Origin of the sequence: Methylobacterium sp. 2A (assembly GCF_009806555.1) — a bacterium.
In the GTDB taxonomy this organism is placed as follows: Bacteria; Pseudomonadota; Alphaproteobacteria; order Rhizobiales; family Beijerinckiaceae; genus Methylobacterium.
Genome location: NZ_VUOK01000052.1, coordinates 108,126 through 124,196, shown reverse-complemented (window position 1 = coordinate 124,196; position 16,071 = coordinate 108,126). Strand labels below are relative to the sequence as shown.

General features: G+C 70.3%; 15 protein-coding genes. 7 read left to right on the top strand and 8 right to left on the bottom strand.

The annotated features are described in order from the left end of the window. Window positions 1-75: 75 nt before the first annotated feature. Complete coding sequence (locus tag FVE89_RS23370; protein WP_160536658.1) at window positions 76-840, top strand: CDP-diacylglycerol diphosphatase; 765 nt, start codon at window positions 76-78, stop codon at window positions 838-840. 4 nt (window positions 841-844) lie between these two features. Here the strand turns inward: FVE89_RS23370 and FVE89_RS23365 are convergent, their stop codons facing one another. Both FVE89_RS23365 and FVE89_RS23360 read right to left on the bottom strand, forming a co-directional pair. Beyond that, the gene (locus tag FVE89_RS23365) at window positions 845-1,387 is read right to left on the bottom strand and encodes an AAA family ATPase (RefSeq protein ID WP_160536657.1); all 543 of its coding nucleotides are present in this window, start codon (window positions 1,385-1,387) and stop codon (window positions 845-847) included. A 129-nt stretch (window positions 1,388-1,516) separates the two neighbouring features. Beyond that, a complete protein-coding gene (locus FVE89_RS23360; protein WP_160536656.1) occupies window positions 1,517-2,419 on the bottom strand; it encodes a LysR family transcriptional regulator in 903 nt (300 codons plus the stop codon). A 170-nt stretch (window positions 2,420-2,589) separates the two neighbouring features. On the opposite strand from FVE89_RS23360, the gene FVE89_RS23355 reads away from it, so the two are divergent. The 6 genes from FVE89_RS23355 to FVE89_RS23330 all read left to right on the top strand — a co-directional run bounded on the left by FVE89_RS23355 (window position 2,590) and on the right by FVE89_RS23330 (window position 9,815). Beyond that, window positions 2,590-4,122 (top strand): ABC transporter substrate-binding protein, encoded by a 1,533-nt coding sequence (locus tag FVE89_RS23355; RefSeq protein WP_160536655.1) that lies wholly within the window; start codon window positions 2,590-2,592, stop codon window positions 4,120-4,122. A 239-nt stretch (window positions 4,123-4,361) separates the two neighbouring features. Then, window positions 4,362-5,279 carry an ABC transporter permease gene (locus tag FVE89_RS23350; RefSeq protein WP_160536654.1) on the top strand — a complete coding sequence of 306 codons (918 nt, stop codon included), beginning with the start codon at window positions 4,362-4,364 and terminating at the stop codon, window positions 5,277-5,279. 14 nt (window positions 5,280-5,293) lie between these two features. Continuing rightward, the gene (locus FVE89_RS23345; protein ID WP_160536653.1) at window positions 5,294-6,229 is read left to right on the top strand and encodes an ABC transporter permease; all 936 of its coding nucleotides are present in this window, start codon (window positions 5,294-5,296) and stop codon (window positions 6,227-6,229) included. Between the two features lie 56 nt (window positions 6,230-6,285). Further along, complete coding sequence (locus FVE89_RS23340) at window positions 6,286-7,707, top strand: M20 family metallopeptidase (RefSeq protein WP_160536652.1); 1,422 nt, start codon at window positions 6,286-6,288, stop codon at window positions 7,705-7,707. Between the two features lie 3 nt (window positions 7,708-7,710). Next, window positions 7,711-9,345: an ABC transporter ATP-binding protein gene (locus FVE89_RS23335; RefSeq protein WP_160536651.1), complete on the top strand. Its 1,635-nt coding sequence runs from the start codon at window positions 7,711-7,713 to the stop codon at window positions 9,343-9,345. Between the two features lie 149 nt (window positions 9,346-9,494). Continuing rightward, window positions 9,495-9,815, top strand: a complete 321-nt coding sequence (locus FVE89_RS23330) for a hypothetical protein (protein WP_160536650.1) — start codon at window positions 9,495-9,497, stop codon at window positions 9,813-9,815. A 19-nt stretch (window positions 9,816-9,834) separates the two neighbouring features. Here FVE89_RS23330 and FVE89_RS23325 read toward each other — a convergent pair whose 3' ends face one another. The 6 genes from FVE89_RS23325 to FVE89_RS23300 all read right to left on the bottom strand — a co-directional run bounded on the left by FVE89_RS23325 (window position 9,835) and on the right by FVE89_RS23300 (window position 16,064). Continuing rightward, window positions 9,835-10,284, bottom strand: coding sequence for a MucR family transcriptional regulator (locus FVE89_RS23325; RefSeq protein ID WP_342390074.1), 450 nt, complete (start codon window positions 10,282-10,284; stop codon window positions 9,835-9,837). Between the two features lie 485 nt (window positions 10,285-10,769). Beyond that, window positions 10,770-11,708 carry an ABC transporter permease gene (locus FVE89_RS23320; RefSeq protein ID WP_246731144.1) on the bottom strand — a complete coding sequence of 313 codons (939 nt, stop codon included), beginning with the start codon at window positions 11,706-11,708 and terminating at the stop codon, window positions 10,770-10,772. After that, window positions 11,701-12,471 carry an ABC transporter ATP-binding protein gene (locus FVE89_RS23315; RefSeq protein WP_160536648.1) on the bottom strand — a complete coding sequence of 257 codons (771 nt, stop codon included), beginning with the start codon at window positions 12,469-12,471 and terminating at the stop codon, window positions 11,701-11,703. Before FVE89_RS23315 ends, FVE89_RS23320 begins: the two co-directional genes overlap by 8 nt. 157 nt (window positions 12,472-12,628) lie before the next feature. Then, complete coding sequence (locus tag FVE89_RS23310) at window positions 12,629-13,768, bottom strand: amidohydrolase/deacetylase family metallohydrolase (RefSeq protein ID WP_160536647.1); 1,140 nt, start codon at window positions 13,766-13,768, stop codon at window positions 12,629-12,631. 36 nt (window positions 13,769-13,804) lie between these two features. Then, window positions 13,805-14,809, bottom strand: coding sequence for an oligopeptide/dipeptide ABC transporter ATP-binding protein (locus FVE89_RS23305; RefSeq protein ID WP_160536646.1), 1,005 nt, complete (start codon window positions 14,807-14,809; stop codon window positions 13,805-13,807). Between the two features lie 256 nt (window positions 14,810-15,065). Next, entirely contained in the window at window positions 15,066-16,064 is a 999-nt protein-coding gene (locus tag FVE89_RS23300) for an ABC transporter ATP-binding protein (RefSeq protein WP_160536645.1), read from the bottom strand. Window positions 16,065-16,071: the final 7 nt, after the last annotated feature.

Here is a 16,071-nt window from a genome sequence, read left to right as displayed (position 1 = left end):
GGACGCTTTGCCGGCGCGCCGGCAGTTCGGCTATCGAGGCCGCGGGCCGCCTCGCTGGCCGCACCGGAAGCCCCCATGCGCCGCGCGCTGCTCGCCGTCCTTCTCACCACCCTGGCCGCCCTCGTGGTCCCCGCGCCGCTCGCGGCCGCGCCGGATCCAAGCCGCGACATCCTCTGGGCGGCGCTGAAGACCTGCGTGCTCGCCAAGCGCCTCGCCAACCGGACCTTTCCCTGCCTCTCGGTCGATCTGGGCGACGGGGAGCGTCCGGGCACGGCGGTCCTGCGTGCGCCGGGGGAGCCGACCCACAGCGTCATCATGCCCACCGACACGGTGGCGGGCCTCGAGGCACCGGTCCTGCGGGGCCCGCGCGGGGCCGCCTACTGGCGGGCGGCGCTCGCGGCGCGGCCCTACGTGTCGGACGTGTTCAAGGGGAAGCTGTCGCCTGCGGCGGTGGGGCTCGCCGTCAACTCGGCCCGGGGCCGCAGCCAGGACCAGCTCCACATCCATCTCGACTGCCTGCGGCCGGGCGTCCTGGCGGCCCTGAAAGCCCATGGCCGCCAGATCCACCGGAGCTGGAGCCGCTTCCCGGTGCCGCTCGCCGGCGACCGCTACTTCGCCCTGCGCGTGCCGGAGGCGGAGGCCGAGCGCTTCAACCCGTTCGCGGCCCTGCACCGCCTGCCGGGCGCCCGGCCGGACCTGCACCGGACGAGCTTCGCGGCGGTGGCGACGCCGCCGGGCGATCCGGAGCCGGGCTTCATCCTGCTGGCCTACCGGGCCCCGAGCGCCAGCGCCGAGGATGTGCTGGACCACAGCTGCGCCGCCGCGGACCGGGGCGCCTGAGCCATCATCGGCCGCCCGGCATCCGACTCAGGCCTTCCCGCCGGTAGAACCGGGCCAGAGCCTGCGGCGTGTCGAGCCGTAGTGTCGGAAGGCCGGTTGCTCCGAACATCTGCGCGTAGCGTTTCCGGTTCGCCGGTGTAGTGACGACGATGTGGCGGATCATGGACCATTTCACGCTGTCCCGACCGCCTTCGAGGGTGCCGTAGCGGTCGCGCTCGAACCACGTCCGGCGCAGGTAGCGGACGAGGCTGACGGCGGTCGGGACATCGAGCACGATGAGGCCCGTCGCCCGCTCCAGACGCTGCGGCAGGCACCGGGAGTAGTTGCCGTCCATGATCCAGCGCGGGCCCAGGATGGCGGCGTCGTGCAGCGCCTGGAACTCCTCCGCCGGGCGGGGCTCCCAGTCGGTGTTCGGCCGATGGTAGAGCTGATCGAGATGGATCGGCGGCAGATTGCGCGCCCGGCCGATCGCCGCCGCCAGGGTGGATTTTCCGCTGTTCGACGGCCCGATGATGCAGATGCGCGGGCCGAGCGCCTCGATTCTCATGTCGATCGCTCGATATCGTAGGCTGATGGCACGAATCTGATCGATCCCGTCAAGCACATCCGAGCCGTCGGGCCAATCTGTTCTTCGGCAGAGCTTCGCGCGGCGCCGCCGCGTCTTGGGATGAGGCGATCAGGACAGGACCGGCGGCGGCAGCGCACTCAGCAGCTGGCGCAGGAATGCCCGCACCGCCTTCGGCAGCCGCCGGTCGCGCATGGCCTGGACCTGGATGCCGCGGGCGAGACTCCCCCGGGCGCGGATCGGCAGGCTGACCAGTTCCTTGAGCTGCACGGGCGTCTGCACCGACAGCGCCGACATCAGCGCCAGTCCCCGCGAGCGCCGCACGAAGGGCAGCAGCGTCGAGAGGGTGTTGGCGGTCAGGATCGGCTCGACCGCGATGCCCTCCAGTGCGCAGGCGGCGTCGAAGGCCTGCCGCAGGGTCGTGTCCCGGGTCGTCAGCGCGACCGGATACGTCGCCAGATCGGCAAGGCGCAGGGCCGGCGCGCCCGCCAGGGGATGGTCGGCGGCGGCGAGCACCCGCATCTCCACCTGCCCGTCATACAGCACCTCGACCTGCGCGGTGGGCGCGAGCGCGAAGGTGATCCCGAGATCGGCCTCCCCCACCGCAACCGTCTGGGTCACCTGCGCGGGCGGCAGGACCGTCACCTCGAATCGGATGCCCGGATGGGCCGCGTGGAAGGCCGCGATGGCGTTCGGCACGATATCGAGGGCGAATCCCTCGGCGCTCGCCACCCGGATCAGCCCCCGGGCAAGCCCTTCGAGCTCGCGAATCTCCGTCACCACCTGCTCGGCGCGGATCAGCACCTGATGGGCGTGCTGGGCCAGCAATTCGCCTGCCGGGCTCGGCACCATGCCGCGCGGGCGCCGCTCGAACAGCACGCAGTCGAGCTCGGCCTCCAGGTTGGCGATCTGCCGGCTGATCGCCGAGGCCGCGACGTTGAGCTGCGCGGAGGCCGCAGCAATCGAGCCGGTGCGGGCCACGGCCAGGAAGTAGCGGAGGCCCGTCGTTTGCACTATCTTACCTCAGTCCGACAATACAGCCACACCCGTTGCCGATTTGGCAAGGCAGCACTCGCCAAATTCTACTTGTTGCGATCCCAGATGCACAACATCATCGCAGGGTGAAAAAGGCGGCAGACGCGGATTGCTCCGTGGGACCTGTCCGCCGCGCCGTCGGAGCCTCAATGCCGCTACGGAGTCTCACCCGGGCCGCCGCCTTGGCCGCTTCGCTCGCGACCCTGATCGCCGCGCACCCGGCGCTCGCCGGCAAGGCGGACGACACCCTGGTCTACGCCTCCGACAGCGAGCCCGAAAACGTCAGCCCGTATCACAACAGCGCCCGCGAGGGCGTGATCCTGGCCCGGAACTGCTGGGACACGCTGCTGTGGCGCGACCCCGAGGACGGCACCTACAAGCCGATGCTGGCGACAGCCTGGACCTGGGCGGACGACACCACCCTCGATCTCACGATCCGCGAGGGTGTGGTCTTCCACAACGGCGACCCGCTCGGACCGGAGGACGTGGCCTTCACGTTCAACTACGTGCTGACGCCGGAGGCCCGCACGGTCACCCGCCAGAACGTGGACTGGATGAAGTCGGTGGAGGTGACCGGCCCGCATACGGTCCGCATCCACCTCAAGGCGCCGTTCCCGGCCGCGCTCGAATACCTCGCCGGCCCGACCCCGATCTTCCCGGCCGCCTACTTCAAGAAGGTCGGCCTCGACGGCTTCGCCAAGGCGCCGGTCGGCAGCGGTCCCTACCGGATCACCAAGGTCGATAGCGGCCGCGGCGTCAGCATGGAGCGGTTCGACACGTACTGGGCGGGGAGCCCGCTCGGAAAACCGAAGATCGGCAAGCTGCAGTTCCGCGTCATCCCGGACGGCGAGAGCCGGATGGCCGAGCTGATGACCGGCGGCGTCGACTGGATCTGGCGGGTGCCGAGCGACCAGGCCGAGCAGCTGCGCGCCGCCCCCAACATCACGGTGCTGAACTCCGAGACGATGCGGGTCGGCTTCCTGCAATTCGACACGCTGGGCCGCGCCAAGGAGAACTCGCCCCTCAAGGACGTGCGCGTCCGGCAGGCGATCTCTTACGCCATCGACCGCAAGGCGATGGTCGACAACCTCGTGCGCGGCGCCTCGCGGGTGATGAACGCGCTGTGCTTCGTCGACCAGTTCGGCTGCACCGACCAGGGGGTGATGCGCTACCCCTACGATCCCGCCAAGGCCAAGGCTCTGCTCAAGGATGCCGGCTACGGAAACGGGTTCGAGATCGATCTCGGCGCCTATCGCGAGCGCGACTACGCCGAGGCGGTGATCGGGTATCTGGGTGCCGTCGGCATCAAGGCGCGGCTCAACTACCTGCGCTACGCGGCGTTCCGGGATTCGCTGCGGGCCGGCAAGGTCTCGATCGGCTACCAGACCTGGGGGTCGTTCTCGGTGCTGGACGTCTCGGCCTTCGACGGGGTGTATTTCCGCGGCGGCGAGGAGGACCTGACCAAGGATCCGCAGGTGATCGCCGACCTGCAGGAGGGCGACGGCTCCACCGATCCCGAGACGCGCAAGGCCGCCTACGCCAAGGCGCTCCAGCGGATCGCCGCGCAGGCCTACGCGCTGCCGATGTTCTCCTACTCGACGAACTACGCCTTCACGTCGGACCTGAACTTCACCGCCCAGCCCGACGAGGTGCCGCGCTTCTACGCGGCGTCTTGGAAGTGAGGGCGGTGGCCGCATCGCGACGGTCCCCCTCCCCCCTCTGCGGGGGAGGGTGGCCCCCGAAGGGGGGCGGGAGAGGGGAACCCGGCTTCAGGATCCGGCGCAGCCTTCATGAAGGCCGATGTCTCCTCCGGCACCGTCGCTCCCCTCTCCCGACCCCTGCTGACGCAGGGGCCACCCTCCCCCGCAACGGGCGGAGGGAACGCGCACGCCACCGTCACGGCCAAAAGGGAGCCTGAGCCATGCTGGCCTTCACGGTCCGACGCGTGCTGGTCGCCCTGGCGGTGGCCGTCACGGTCTCGGTGGCGAGCTTCCTGCTCCTCCACCTCTCGGGCGACCTCGCCACCGCCATCGCCGGGCCGGAGGCCACCGGGCCGCAGATCGCGCAGATCCGCCAGGATTACGGGCTGGACCAGCCGCTGCTGACCCAGTTCCTCACCTGGGGCTGGCGGGCTTTGCACCTCGATTTCGGCAACTCCTTCTATTTCCGCGAGCGGGTGATCGACCTGCTGGCCGCTCGCCTGCCGATCACCCTCTATCTCGGGTTCATCGCGCTCGCCGTCGCGCTGTTCGTGGCGATTCCGCTGGGCGTCATCGCGGCCGTGAAGCGGGACACCTGGATCGACCGGACGGCGCTCGCCGTCTCGGTGCTCGGCCAGGCGATGCCGAGCTTCTGGTTCGGCCTAACGCTGATCCTGATCTTCTCCGTCAACCTCCGCTGGCTGCCGGTCTCGGGCAACGCCACGTGGAAGAACTTCGTCCTGCCCGCGGTGGCGCTCGGCTACTACGCGATGCCGGCCGTGATGCGCCTGACCCGCAACGGCATGCTGGAGGTGCTGGCCTCGGACTATGTCCGCACCGCCCGCGCCAAGGGGCTGCCGCCGCGAAAGATCCTGGTGCGCCACGCGCTGCGCAACGCCGTGATCCCGGTGATTGCGCTCGCGGCGGTGCAGTTCGGCTTCATGCTCGGCGGCTCGATCGTGATCGAGGCGGTGTTCTCGCTCCAGGGGCTTGGGCAGCTCGCCTGGGAGTCGATCGCCCGCAACGACTTCCCGGTCGTCCAGGCGATCGTGCTGGTTCTGGCCATGATCTATATCGGCCTGACGCTCGCCGCCGACCTCTTGAACGCCTTCCTCGACCCGCGCCTGCGCCAGTCGTGAGGATGGAGCCTGCCATGAGCCTCCCCCCCGATACGGCGGCGCTCGCCGCCCCCGCCCTGCCCCCAGAGACGCCGGTCGCGCTGGCGCCGGTCCCCTCCCCCACACGCCTGATCCTGCGGCGGGGCCTGCGCCACTCCGGCTTCCTGATCGGCGCCGGGATCCTCGGGCTGATCGTTCTGGCGGCGCTCGCCGCCCCGCTCATCGCCCCGCACGATCCCTACGCGCAGGACGTGTCCCGCCGCCTGATCCCGCCGGTCTGGCAGGCCAAGGGCACCTGGGACCACGTGCTCGGCACCGACAAGCTCGGCCGCGACTACCTGAGCCGCCTGCTCTACGGCGGCCAGATCTCCCTCCTGATCGGGCTCTCGGCGGCGCTGATCTCCGGGCTGATCGGCACGACGCTGGGGCTCTGCGCCGGCTATTTCGGCGGCTGGGTCGATTCGGTGGTGAGCTACATCGTCACCACGCGGCTCGCCATGCCGGTGGTGCTGGTGGCGCTCGCCATGGCGGCCCTCGTCGGCGGCTCGCTCAAGGTGGTGGTGCTGGTGCTGGGCTTCCTGCTCTGGGACCGCTTCGCCGTGGTGACCCGGGCCGCCACCCAGCAGATCCGCAATCAGGATTTCGTCTCGGCGGCGCGCGCCGCGGGCCTCACGGACCTGCGGATCATCGGCCAGGAGATCCTGCCCAACATCATGAACGCGCTGATCGTCGTGGCGACCCTGGAGATGGCCCACGCGATCCTGCTGGAGGCCGCGCTCTCGTTCCTCGGGCTCGGCGTGCAGCCGCCCCTGCCCTCCTGGGGCCTGATGATCGCCGAGGGCAAGCAGTACATGTTCTTCCAGCCCTGGGTGATCACCATCCCGGGCGTGGCACTCCTCCTCCTCGTGCTGGCGATCAATCTTCTGGGCGACGGCCTGCGCGACATCACGGCGCCCGAGGCGCGCCACTGACCGCCCGGCACGGGACCTGACGGCCCGGCACCGACATGTTTCACGGGACACACACCATGACGCGAGACGCCGCCATCGCGCGCGCCACAGAGGCCTTCGATTCAGGGGCGTTCCTCGCGCTCCTCCGGGAGGCGGTGGCGATGCCGACCGAGAGCCAGGCCCCCGGCCAGGAGGCGGCTTTGCGCGCCTATCTCGACGCCTTCATCACGCCGCTCGTCGCTCGCCTCGGCTTCGCGGCCCCAAAAATCTTCCCCAACCCGGACGGGGTGCACGGCCCGTTCCTGATCGCCGAGCGGCACGAGGGCGCGGACCTGCCGACCGTGCTGATCTACGGCCACGGCGACACGGTGCGGGGCTATCCCGAGCAGTGGCGGGAAGGGCTCGGCCCCTGGGAGATCGTGGTCGAGGGCGACCGCTGGTACGGGCGCGGCACCGCCGACAACAAGGGCCAGCACGTCCTCAACCTCGCCGCCCTGGAGCAGGTGATCGCGGCCCGGGAAGGCCATCTCGGCTTCAACGTGAAGCTGCTGATCGAGATGGGCGAGGAATCGGGCTCCCCGGGCCTGCGGCCGTTCTGCCGGGAGCAGGCCGAGGCGCTCAGCGCCGACGTGCTGATCGCCTCGGACGGGCCGCGGCTGAACGGCGAGCGCCCGACCCTCTTCCTGGGCTCCCGCGGCGCCTACAATTTCGAGCTGAGCCTCAACCTGCGGGAAGGCCCGCACCATTCCGGCAACTGGGGCGGCCTGCTGCGCAACCCCGGCACGGTGCTGGCCTCGGCGATCGCCTCGATGGTCGACGCGCGGGGCAGCATCCTGGTCGAGGCCCTGCGGCCGCCGCCGATCCCCGAGGGCGTGCGCGCGGCGCTCGCCGATATCCGCGTCGGCGAGGACCCGACCGCCCCGAAGATCGATGCCGACTGGGGCGAGCCGGGCCTCACCCCGGCCGAGCGGGTCTTCGCCTGGAACACGCTGGAGGTGCTGGCCTTCAAGACCGGCGATCCCGACGGGCCGCTCAACGCCGTGCCACCTCACGCCAAGGCGACCCTGCAGCTGCGCTTCGTGGTCGGTACCGACTGGCAGAACCTCATCCGGAACGTGCGCGCCCATCTCGATGCGCACGGCTTCCCGATGATCGAGGTCCGGCCGGCGCGCGCGGCGGAAGTCTTCCAGGCGACGCGTCTGCCCGTGGAGGATCCCTGGGTCGCGTGGGCGCTCCAGTCGATCGAGGCGAGCACCAACAAAAAACCGGCGCTGCTGCCCAATCTCGGCGGCTCGCTGCCGAACGACGCCTTCTCGGAGATTTTGGGCCTGCCGACCCTCTGGGTGCCGCATTCCTACCCGGCCTGCCGCCAGCACGGGCCCGACGAGCACATGCTGGCCTCCGGCACCCGCGAGGGCCTGGCGATCATGGCCGGCCTGTTCTGGGATCTGGCCGAGGCCGGACCCGACATCCTCCGCCGCCGCACAGCGAGGGCCTGAACCATGAGCGAGCCGGTCGTCCGCATCCGCGATCTGACGATCGCGCTTCCCAAAGGCGCCGACCGGCCGCACGCGGTCGAGGGCCTGAACCTCGACCTGGAGGCCGGAAAGATCCTGTGCGTGGTCGGGGAATCGGGCTCGGGCAAGTCGATGAGCGCCTATGCGCTGACCGGCCTCCTGCCCCGGGCGCTCAAACCCACCACCGGCACGATCCTGTTCGAGGGCCGGGACCTCCTGACCCTCGATGAGCCCGCATGGCGCGGGTTGCGCGGCCGGCGCATCGCCATGGTGTTCCAGGAGCCCATGACGGCGCTGAACCCGGTGATGCGGATCGGCGACCAGATCGCCGAGATGTTCGAGGCCCACAACCTGCTCACCCGCAGCGCGCGCCGGGCGCGGGCGGTGGCGCTCGCCGCCGAGGTCGGGCTGCCGAACCCCGAGGAGGCGGTGCGGGCCTATCCGCACCAGCTTTCCGGCGGCCAGCGGCAGCGGGCGATGATCGCCATGGCGCTGGCGCTGGAACCCTCCGTCCTGGTCGCCGACGAGCCGACCACGGCGCTCGACGTCACCACCCAGGCCCAGATCCTCCGGCTGGTGCGCGACCTGCAGCGGAAGCGCGGGATGAGCGTCCTGTTCATCACCCACGATTTCGGCGTGGTGGCGGAGATCGCCGACCACGTGGCGGTGCTCCAGCGCGGGCGGCTCGTGGAATCCGGCACCGCCGAATCCGTGCTGCGCAACCCGCAGGCGCCCTACACCAGGGCGCTGCTCGCCGCCGTCCCGAGCCTCACCCCGCCGCCGCGCGCAGCCCTGGAGGCGGCCCCGGTCGCCCTCTCGGTGACCGGGCTGTCCAAGACCTATTCCGGGCGCTCCGGCCTGTTCGGCAAGCCGCGGGTCGTGGCGGCGGTCAGGCAAGTCTCCTTCGACGTCCGCCGCGGCGAGACCCTGGGGATCGTGGGCGAATCCGGCTCGGGGAAGTCGACCACGGCGCGGCTCGCGATCCGCCTGATCGAGCCCGACGGCGGCACGGTCCGGCTGGGCGACCTCGACTATACGGCCCTGGGCAAGACGGCCCTGCGCGCCAAGCGCAGCCGCATCCAGATGATTTTTCAGGACCCGTTCGCGTCGCTCAACCCGCGGCGCACCGTGGAGCAGATCATCACGGCGGGCCCGATCGCCCACGGGGTCCCGGCCGCCGAGGCGCGGGAGCGGGCGCGCAGCCTCCTCGATCTCGTCGGCCTCGATCCCAGGGCCGCCGCCCGCTATCCGAACGCCTTCTCGGGCGGGCAGCGCCAGCGCATCGGCATCGCCCGGGCGCTCGCCATGGAGCCGGACGTGCTGGTGGCCGACGAGGCGGTCTCGGCGCTGGACGTCTCGGTCCAGCGGCAGGTGCTGGACCTGCTGGAGGATCTGAAGCAGAGATTGTCCCTGGCGATGCTGTTCATCACCCACGACCTGCGGGTGGCGGCCACGATCTGCGACGGGATCGCCGTGATGCACCGGGGCGCCGTCGTGGAGATGCGGGGCACCGCCGATCTGTTTGCGGCGCCGGAGCACGCCTACACCCGCAGCCTGCTGGCGGCCGTTCCGGGCGCACACGCGTCCAAGCAGGCCGATCGGGCCCATCTGGGACGCTGAGACAAGTTTTTTGGACAGAGTTGCCCTGTCCGGGATCGGACCTTTCGGTAGGATGGGCCGTGTCGAGGGTCGAGCGCCCCGACGGATTCACGGCCGAACCCGCTATCCGTCCACGCTCGGCACTTCGAACGTGGACGGGATTTTTCAGCGTGTCGACCTCAGACAAGCCCCAGGACCTCCGGCGAACCGCCAAGCACTCCGTGCCGGCCGTGCCGACCCCGCTTCGTCGGGGTGCCGACAAGCGGGTCGCGCGCCGGATCGGCTCGGGTCAGCACAAGGCAGCGTTGCCGGGTGCCGAGACCATGGGCGCGGGCGCGACGGGCCAGATGATGCCGGGGCAGGTGATGCGGGGCCAGGTCATCAAGCTGAGCTGGGCCGATACCTTCGGCCGTCCCGCCCGCCCCGATTTCGGGCGGTTGTTCCGGTCCGATCCGGTGACGGCCCAGGTGCTGCCGTTCCGGACCCGGTAGGATCGGCGGAGCGCGGCGATCAGCCGTTCGTGCCGGTCCTGCGCTGATCGACCCGGCCGCCGGGGACGCCGAGGCCGATCGCCTTCGCGAGCGCCGAGCGCTGCGCGGCGTAGCCGGGCGCCGTCATCGGGTAATCCTCCGGCAGGCCGTAGCGCTCGCGGTAGAGCTCGGGCGTCAGGCCATGGGCGGTCAGGTGGCGCTTCAGGGTCTTGTAGGACCGCCCGTCGATGAAGCTGGTGATGCCGTCCTGCTGGACCGACTTGCGGATCTGCGCGGGCGTCGGCTGCTCGACCGGCGGCGCGGCCACGGCGGGGGGCTGACCGCCGAGATTGTTCAGCGCCACATGCACGCCTGCCATCAGCTCGGGCAGCGCCGACGGCGGAACGGAATTGTTCGCGACATAAGCCGCAACGATCTCGGCAGCGAGCTTGACGCGTTCGAGGGCGATCTCTGAATTTTTTTCGGGCACGACGCCAGTCCGATCAAAGCTTTTGAGGGTGAGGTCGTAGATTTCAAAAGCAAAAAACATGCATATGTCAAGATGGCCTTGGACGACCGTGCATCGACGAGGGCGCAGCCCGACTCGCACCGTGCACATCCGGCCGCGAATGGGCCTTTCTGCGAGCATTTGAGCAAAAAGCCGCCGTTATTCACGGCACCACGGGATGTGGCCGGCGTTTAATACATCATCCTGCGGGGTACCGACCGTTTTGTACGGTGCAAGACTGTTCCCGGCCGCGATGAAGGGAAGGCCTGTGGATCGCGAAGCGGGGCGATCGGGCTCCGCGGCTGCTGGAGCTGTCGAAGGGGAATCAGCGTCGCGTCGGCGGACAGGGCATCGCCGTCGCGGATCGCACCGTCTCGCCGCGCAGCGCCGGATCCCGGTTCGACGCGGCTCGCCCGCCTCGAACCGGGATCCGCTCGGCCAGACGAGCCCGCGGGAACCGCGTGACCTCAGGCCTGCATGCCCCAGCGGCGGATGGTGCGGGCCTCGATGGTCTGGAAGATCAGGTTCTCGACCACGAGGCCGATCAGGATCACGGTGAGCAGCCCGGCGAACACGTTGGGGATGTCGAGCATGTTCTTGTTCTCGAAGATGAACCAGCCCAGGCCGCCCGAGCCCGACGACACCCCGAACACCAGTTCCGCCGCGATCAGCGTGCGCCACGCGAAGGCCCAGCCCACCTTCAGCCCGGTCAGAATCGCCGGGAAGGCCGCCGGGATCAGGATCTTGCCGATCAGCCGCGGGCCCGACAGCCCGTAATTGCGCCCCACCATGGTCAGCGTCCGGCTCACCGACAGGAAGCCGGAATGCGTGTTGAGCGCGATCGCCCAGGTCACCGAGTGGACCAGCACGAACACGAGGCTGCCGTTGCCGAGGCCGAACCAGATCAGCGCCAGCGGCAGCAGCGCGATCGCCGGCAGCGGGTTGAACATCGCGGTCAGCGTCTCCAGCACGTCCGTGCCGACCCGCGAGGCGATGGCGATTCCGGTGAGCAGGCTCGCCAGCCCGACCCCGGCCGCGTAGCCCATCAGCAGCACCTTGAGCGAGGACCACGCGCGGGCCGGCAGGGTGCCGTCCAGGATGCCGCGGACAAAGGCCTCTACGGTGGCCGAGAAGGTCGGGAACAGGAGGTCGTTGTCGAGGTAGCGCCCATAGGCCTCCCAGATCCCGGCCAGCACCGCCAGGATCACCAGCTTGCGCAGCCAGCCCTGGTTGAACAGCCGCTCGAAGACCGACAGCGGCTTCTCCACCACCGGCGCACCCGCCCCGCCGCGGGCCGGGCCCAGCGCGTGCTCGATCTCGGGCCGCGCCGAAGGCGCCGGGCGGGACGGGGCGACCGGCGCCGCTGTGCGGGCGGGGGCCGCGTCGAGGAGAGGGGCGCTAGACATTCTCGGCCTCCGGGATGTCCTCGGCAAACAGCATGTGCTGGATGCGGCTCTCCAGGGCCAGCGCGGCCTCGGGCGTATCGGCGGTGTTGAGCTCGGCCTTGACCTCGCCCGGATGGGGCGAGAGCAGCAGGATGCGCCCGCCGACCTTGATCGCCTCGGGGATCGAGTGGGTGACGAACAGCACGGTGAAGCGCGTGCCCTCCCACAGGGCCAGAAGCTCGTCCTGCATGCGCCGGCGCGTGAGCGCGTCCAGCGCCGCGAAGGGCTCGTCCATGAGCAGGATGTCGGGCTCCATGGCCATGCCGCGGGCGATGGCCACGCGCTGCTTCATGCCGCCCGAGAGCGTGTGCGGGTAGCTGTCGGCAAACCGCGTCAGATGGACCTTGTCGATATACAGGTCCGCCCGCTCGCGCGCCTCCCGGCCCTTCAGACGGCCGGAGGCTTCGAGCGCGAAGACGACGTTCTGGCGGACCGTCTTCCAGGGGAGGAGCTGGTCGAACTCCTGGAACACCATCATGCGGTCGGGTCCGGGCTGGGTGACGGGCCGGCCCTTGAGGCGGATCTCGCCCTCGGTCGGCGCCATGTAGCCGCCCACCGCCTTCAGCAGCGTCGACTTCCCGCAACCCGACGGACCCAGGAGCACGAACCGGTCCCCGGGAAAGACCCGGAAGCTGACCCGGTAGGTCGCGGTTACCAGATGATCCCGCGTCTTGTACCGCAGCGTGACCCCGTCCACCTCCAGAAGAGGTTGATCCGTACCCATCCATCCTCCCGGGCGCCGCGGCTTGATGCGCGTTTCGCTGAGGGCTCCACGATGGCACGGCCCTCACGGGAAAGTGTATCGGTGCGCCGAAGAGGCTGTAAAGGCCGTTCTTGTATCCGTGTCAGGGTCAGCGTCCTGACGATTTTCTCCCGGCCCGTTACGCCGGGTGCCACCACCGGCCGCGCAGCACCACGCCCTCCGCGGTGATCCGCTGGGCACCGGTCATGTGCTCGCCGCGTGTGTCGACGTAGTCGAACTCCCCGTCGCGGACCGCCAGCACGGTGGCGTCGCCGAGCGCGCCGACCTTCAGGGTGCCGTACTCCATCCGCTTCACCGCCACGGCGGCGTTCACCGTGGAGGCGGCGATCACGTCGGTGAGGCTCATGCCGAGGCAGAGCATCTTCGACATGGTGGTGACCTGATCGAAGGCCGGCCCGTCGATGCAGAGCTGGTGCACGTCCGACGAGATCGTGTCGGGCAGGAAGCCGCCCGCCATCATGGCCCGCGCCGTCTTGAAGGCGAACGAGCCTTTGCCGTGGCCGATATCGAACAGCACGCCCCGCGCCCGCGCCTCGCGCACGGCCGGCTTCACCGCGCCCTGAGCGGTGACGGGGGCGTTCGGGAAGGGCCGGAAGGCGTGGGTCAGCACGTCGCCGGGGCGCAGCATCGCCAGCACCTCCTCGTAGCTCGGCGGCGGCTCGTCGATATGGGCCATCAGCGGCAGGCCGGTCTCCTCCGCGACCTGAAGCGCGATGCCGAGCGGCGCGGTGCCCTGGTCCCCCGAGGAATTGCGCCCGACCCGGACCTTGATGCCGATGATCACGTCCCGGTTGGCCTCGGCGACCTCGACGGCTTCCCGCGGCGCCATCAGGCGCGGATCCTGGCTCTCGCCGACCATGATGGTCCTCGAGAAGGCGTAGATGCCGGCGAAGGAGACGTGCAGGTAGGCGAGGATCCGCGCCTCCGAGCGGTCGATGACGTGCTTGCGGAACCCCGCAAAATTGCCGGGCCCGGCGCTGCCGGTATCGACCGATGTGGTCACCCCGGAGGTGCGGCAGAATTCGTCGGCATCGATGCCGATCGAGGTGCCGCCCCAGTAGACATGGGTGTGGAGGTCGATCAGGCCCGGCGTGACGATCGCGCCTTCCATGTCGCGCACCTGCGTGCCGGGGCCGGCCTGGAGATCGGGGCCGAAGCCCGAGACCCGGCCGTCCGCGAAGGCGACGTCGCAGATCCCGTCATGGTTCTGCGACGGGTCGATGACCCGCGCGCCCTTCAGGATGAGGTCGTGCTGCATGTCTGGTCCCGGTGTGTTTCACGTGAAACGCGACCGTCAGGCCGCCTGCGCGGGGGCGGCCGTGTCGTTGAGATGGCAGGCGGCGAAGTGGCCGGCGCCCACGGTGTCGAGGCCCGGCACCTCGGTGCGGCAGCGGTCGAAGGCGTGCGGGCAGCGGGTGTGGAAGCGGCAGCCCGCGGGCGGGTCGATCGGGCTCGGCACGTCGCCCTTGAGCACGATCCGGGTCCGCCCGGCCCCGGGCTCGGGGATCGGCACCGCCGAGAGCAGGGCCTGGGTGTAGGGGTGCTTGGGTGCCAGGAAGATGTCCCGGCGCGGGCCGATCTCGACGATCGTGCCGAGATACATCACGGCTACTCGATGGGTCATGTGCTCGACGATGGCGAGGTCGTGCGAGATGAACAGCATGGCCAGGTCGAGTTCGCGCTGCAGGTCGCGCAGCAGGTTGACGATCTGCGCCTTCACGGAGACGTCGAGCGCCGAGACCGCCTCGTCGCAGATGATCAGGTCCGGCTCGGCGGCCAGCGCCCGGGCGATGCCGATGCGCTGGCGCTGGCCACCCGAGAACTCGTGCGGATAGCGGCCCAGCGCCTCGCGCGGCAGGCCGACCCGCTCCATCAGGCTGGCGAGGCGGGCCTCCAGATCGGCTTTGTTCCGGGCCAGCCCGAAATTGCGGATCGGCTCGGCCAGGATCGCCCGCACCCGCATCCGCGGGTTCAGCGACGAGAACGGGTCCTGGAACACCATCTGGATGTGGCGCCGCAGGGGCCGGAGCGTCCCGGGCGAGAGGTCGTCGATGCGTCGGCCATCCAGCACCACCTGACCGGCGGTGGGCGCGTAGAGGCGCATCAAGGCCTTGGCGACCGTGGACTTGCCGCAGCCGGATTCGCCGACGAGCGACAGGGTCTCGCCCCGGGCGACCGTGAAGGACAGGCCGTCGACCGCCTTGAGCACGCGCTTGGACCGGCCGAACAGGCCGCCGCCGAGGGAAAAATGCTTCTTGAGGTCGTTGACCTCCAGCAGGGTGCGGGGGGCCGGGTTCATGAGCGGGGCTCCCGATCAAGGTAAGGCGCGCCGAAAGCCGCGCATACCCTCCCCCCTCTGCGGGGGAGGGTGGGCCTCGCGTCAGCGAGGGTCGGGAGAGGGGAGCAACGCTTCAGGAAGGCGCGGAGCAAACGTGAGGGCCGGCGCCCCTTTCTGAAGCGTCGCTCCCCTCTCCCCCCCTGCTGCGCAGGGTACCCTCCCCCGCAGAGGGGGGAGGGAGGGCGCGGGCGGGTGTCGGTCTGATCAGGAAAAGACGTCACGCCGCCAGCGCGTCCTTCGGCGCGTAATGGCAGGCGGCGAGGTGGCCCGGGGCCTTGGGCTCCAGGGCCGGCGCGTAGGCGCGGCACAGGTCGGTCACGTCCGGGCAGCGCCCGGCGAAGACGCAACCCTCGATCCGCCCCTTCAGGCTCGGGACCATGCCGGGGATCTCGGCGAGCCGCGCGTCGGCGCCGTGCTCGACCGCGCCGAGCTTCGGCACCGCCCCCATCAGGCCGCGGGTATAGGGGTGGCGCGGCGCCCGGAACAGGTCGCGGACCGGCGCCTCCTCGACCTTGCGGCCGGCATACATCACCACCACCCGGTCGGCGACCTCGGCCACGACGCCGAGATCGTGGGTGATCAGCATGATCGCGGCGCCGACCCGGGCCTTCAGGTCGCGCATCAGGTCGAGGATCTGGGCCTGGATGGTCACGTCGAGGGCGGTGGTCGGCTCGTCGGCGATCAGGAGCTTGGGCGAGCAGGCGAGCGCGATGGCGATCATCACCCGCTGGCGCATGCCGCCGGAGAGCTGGTGCGGATATTCCCGCACCCGGCGCCGGGGCTCGGGGATGCCGACCAGCGTCAGCATCTCCACGGCCCGCTCCTCGGCCGCGCGCCGGCTCAGGCCCTGGTGCAGGCGCAGCGTCTCGCCGATCTGGCGGCCGACCGTCAGCACCGGGTTCAGCGAGGTCATCGGCTCCTGGAAGATCACGCTGATGTCGTTGCCGCGGATCCTGCGCATGGCGCTGTCGGGCAGGTCGAGGAGATTCTTGCCCTCGAACCTGATCGCGCCGGCGATGCGGGCCGGCGGCTCGGGCAGGAGCCGCAGGATCGACATGGACGTCACCGACTTGCCGCAGCCGGATTCGCCCACGATCGCCAGGGTCTCGCCCGAGCGGATCGCGAACGAGACCCCGTCCACCGCCCGGTTCACTCCGTCGGGGGTGCGGAAATGGACCTGCAGGTTCTCGATCGACAGGAGGGGGGTGCCGCTCATGCTGCCG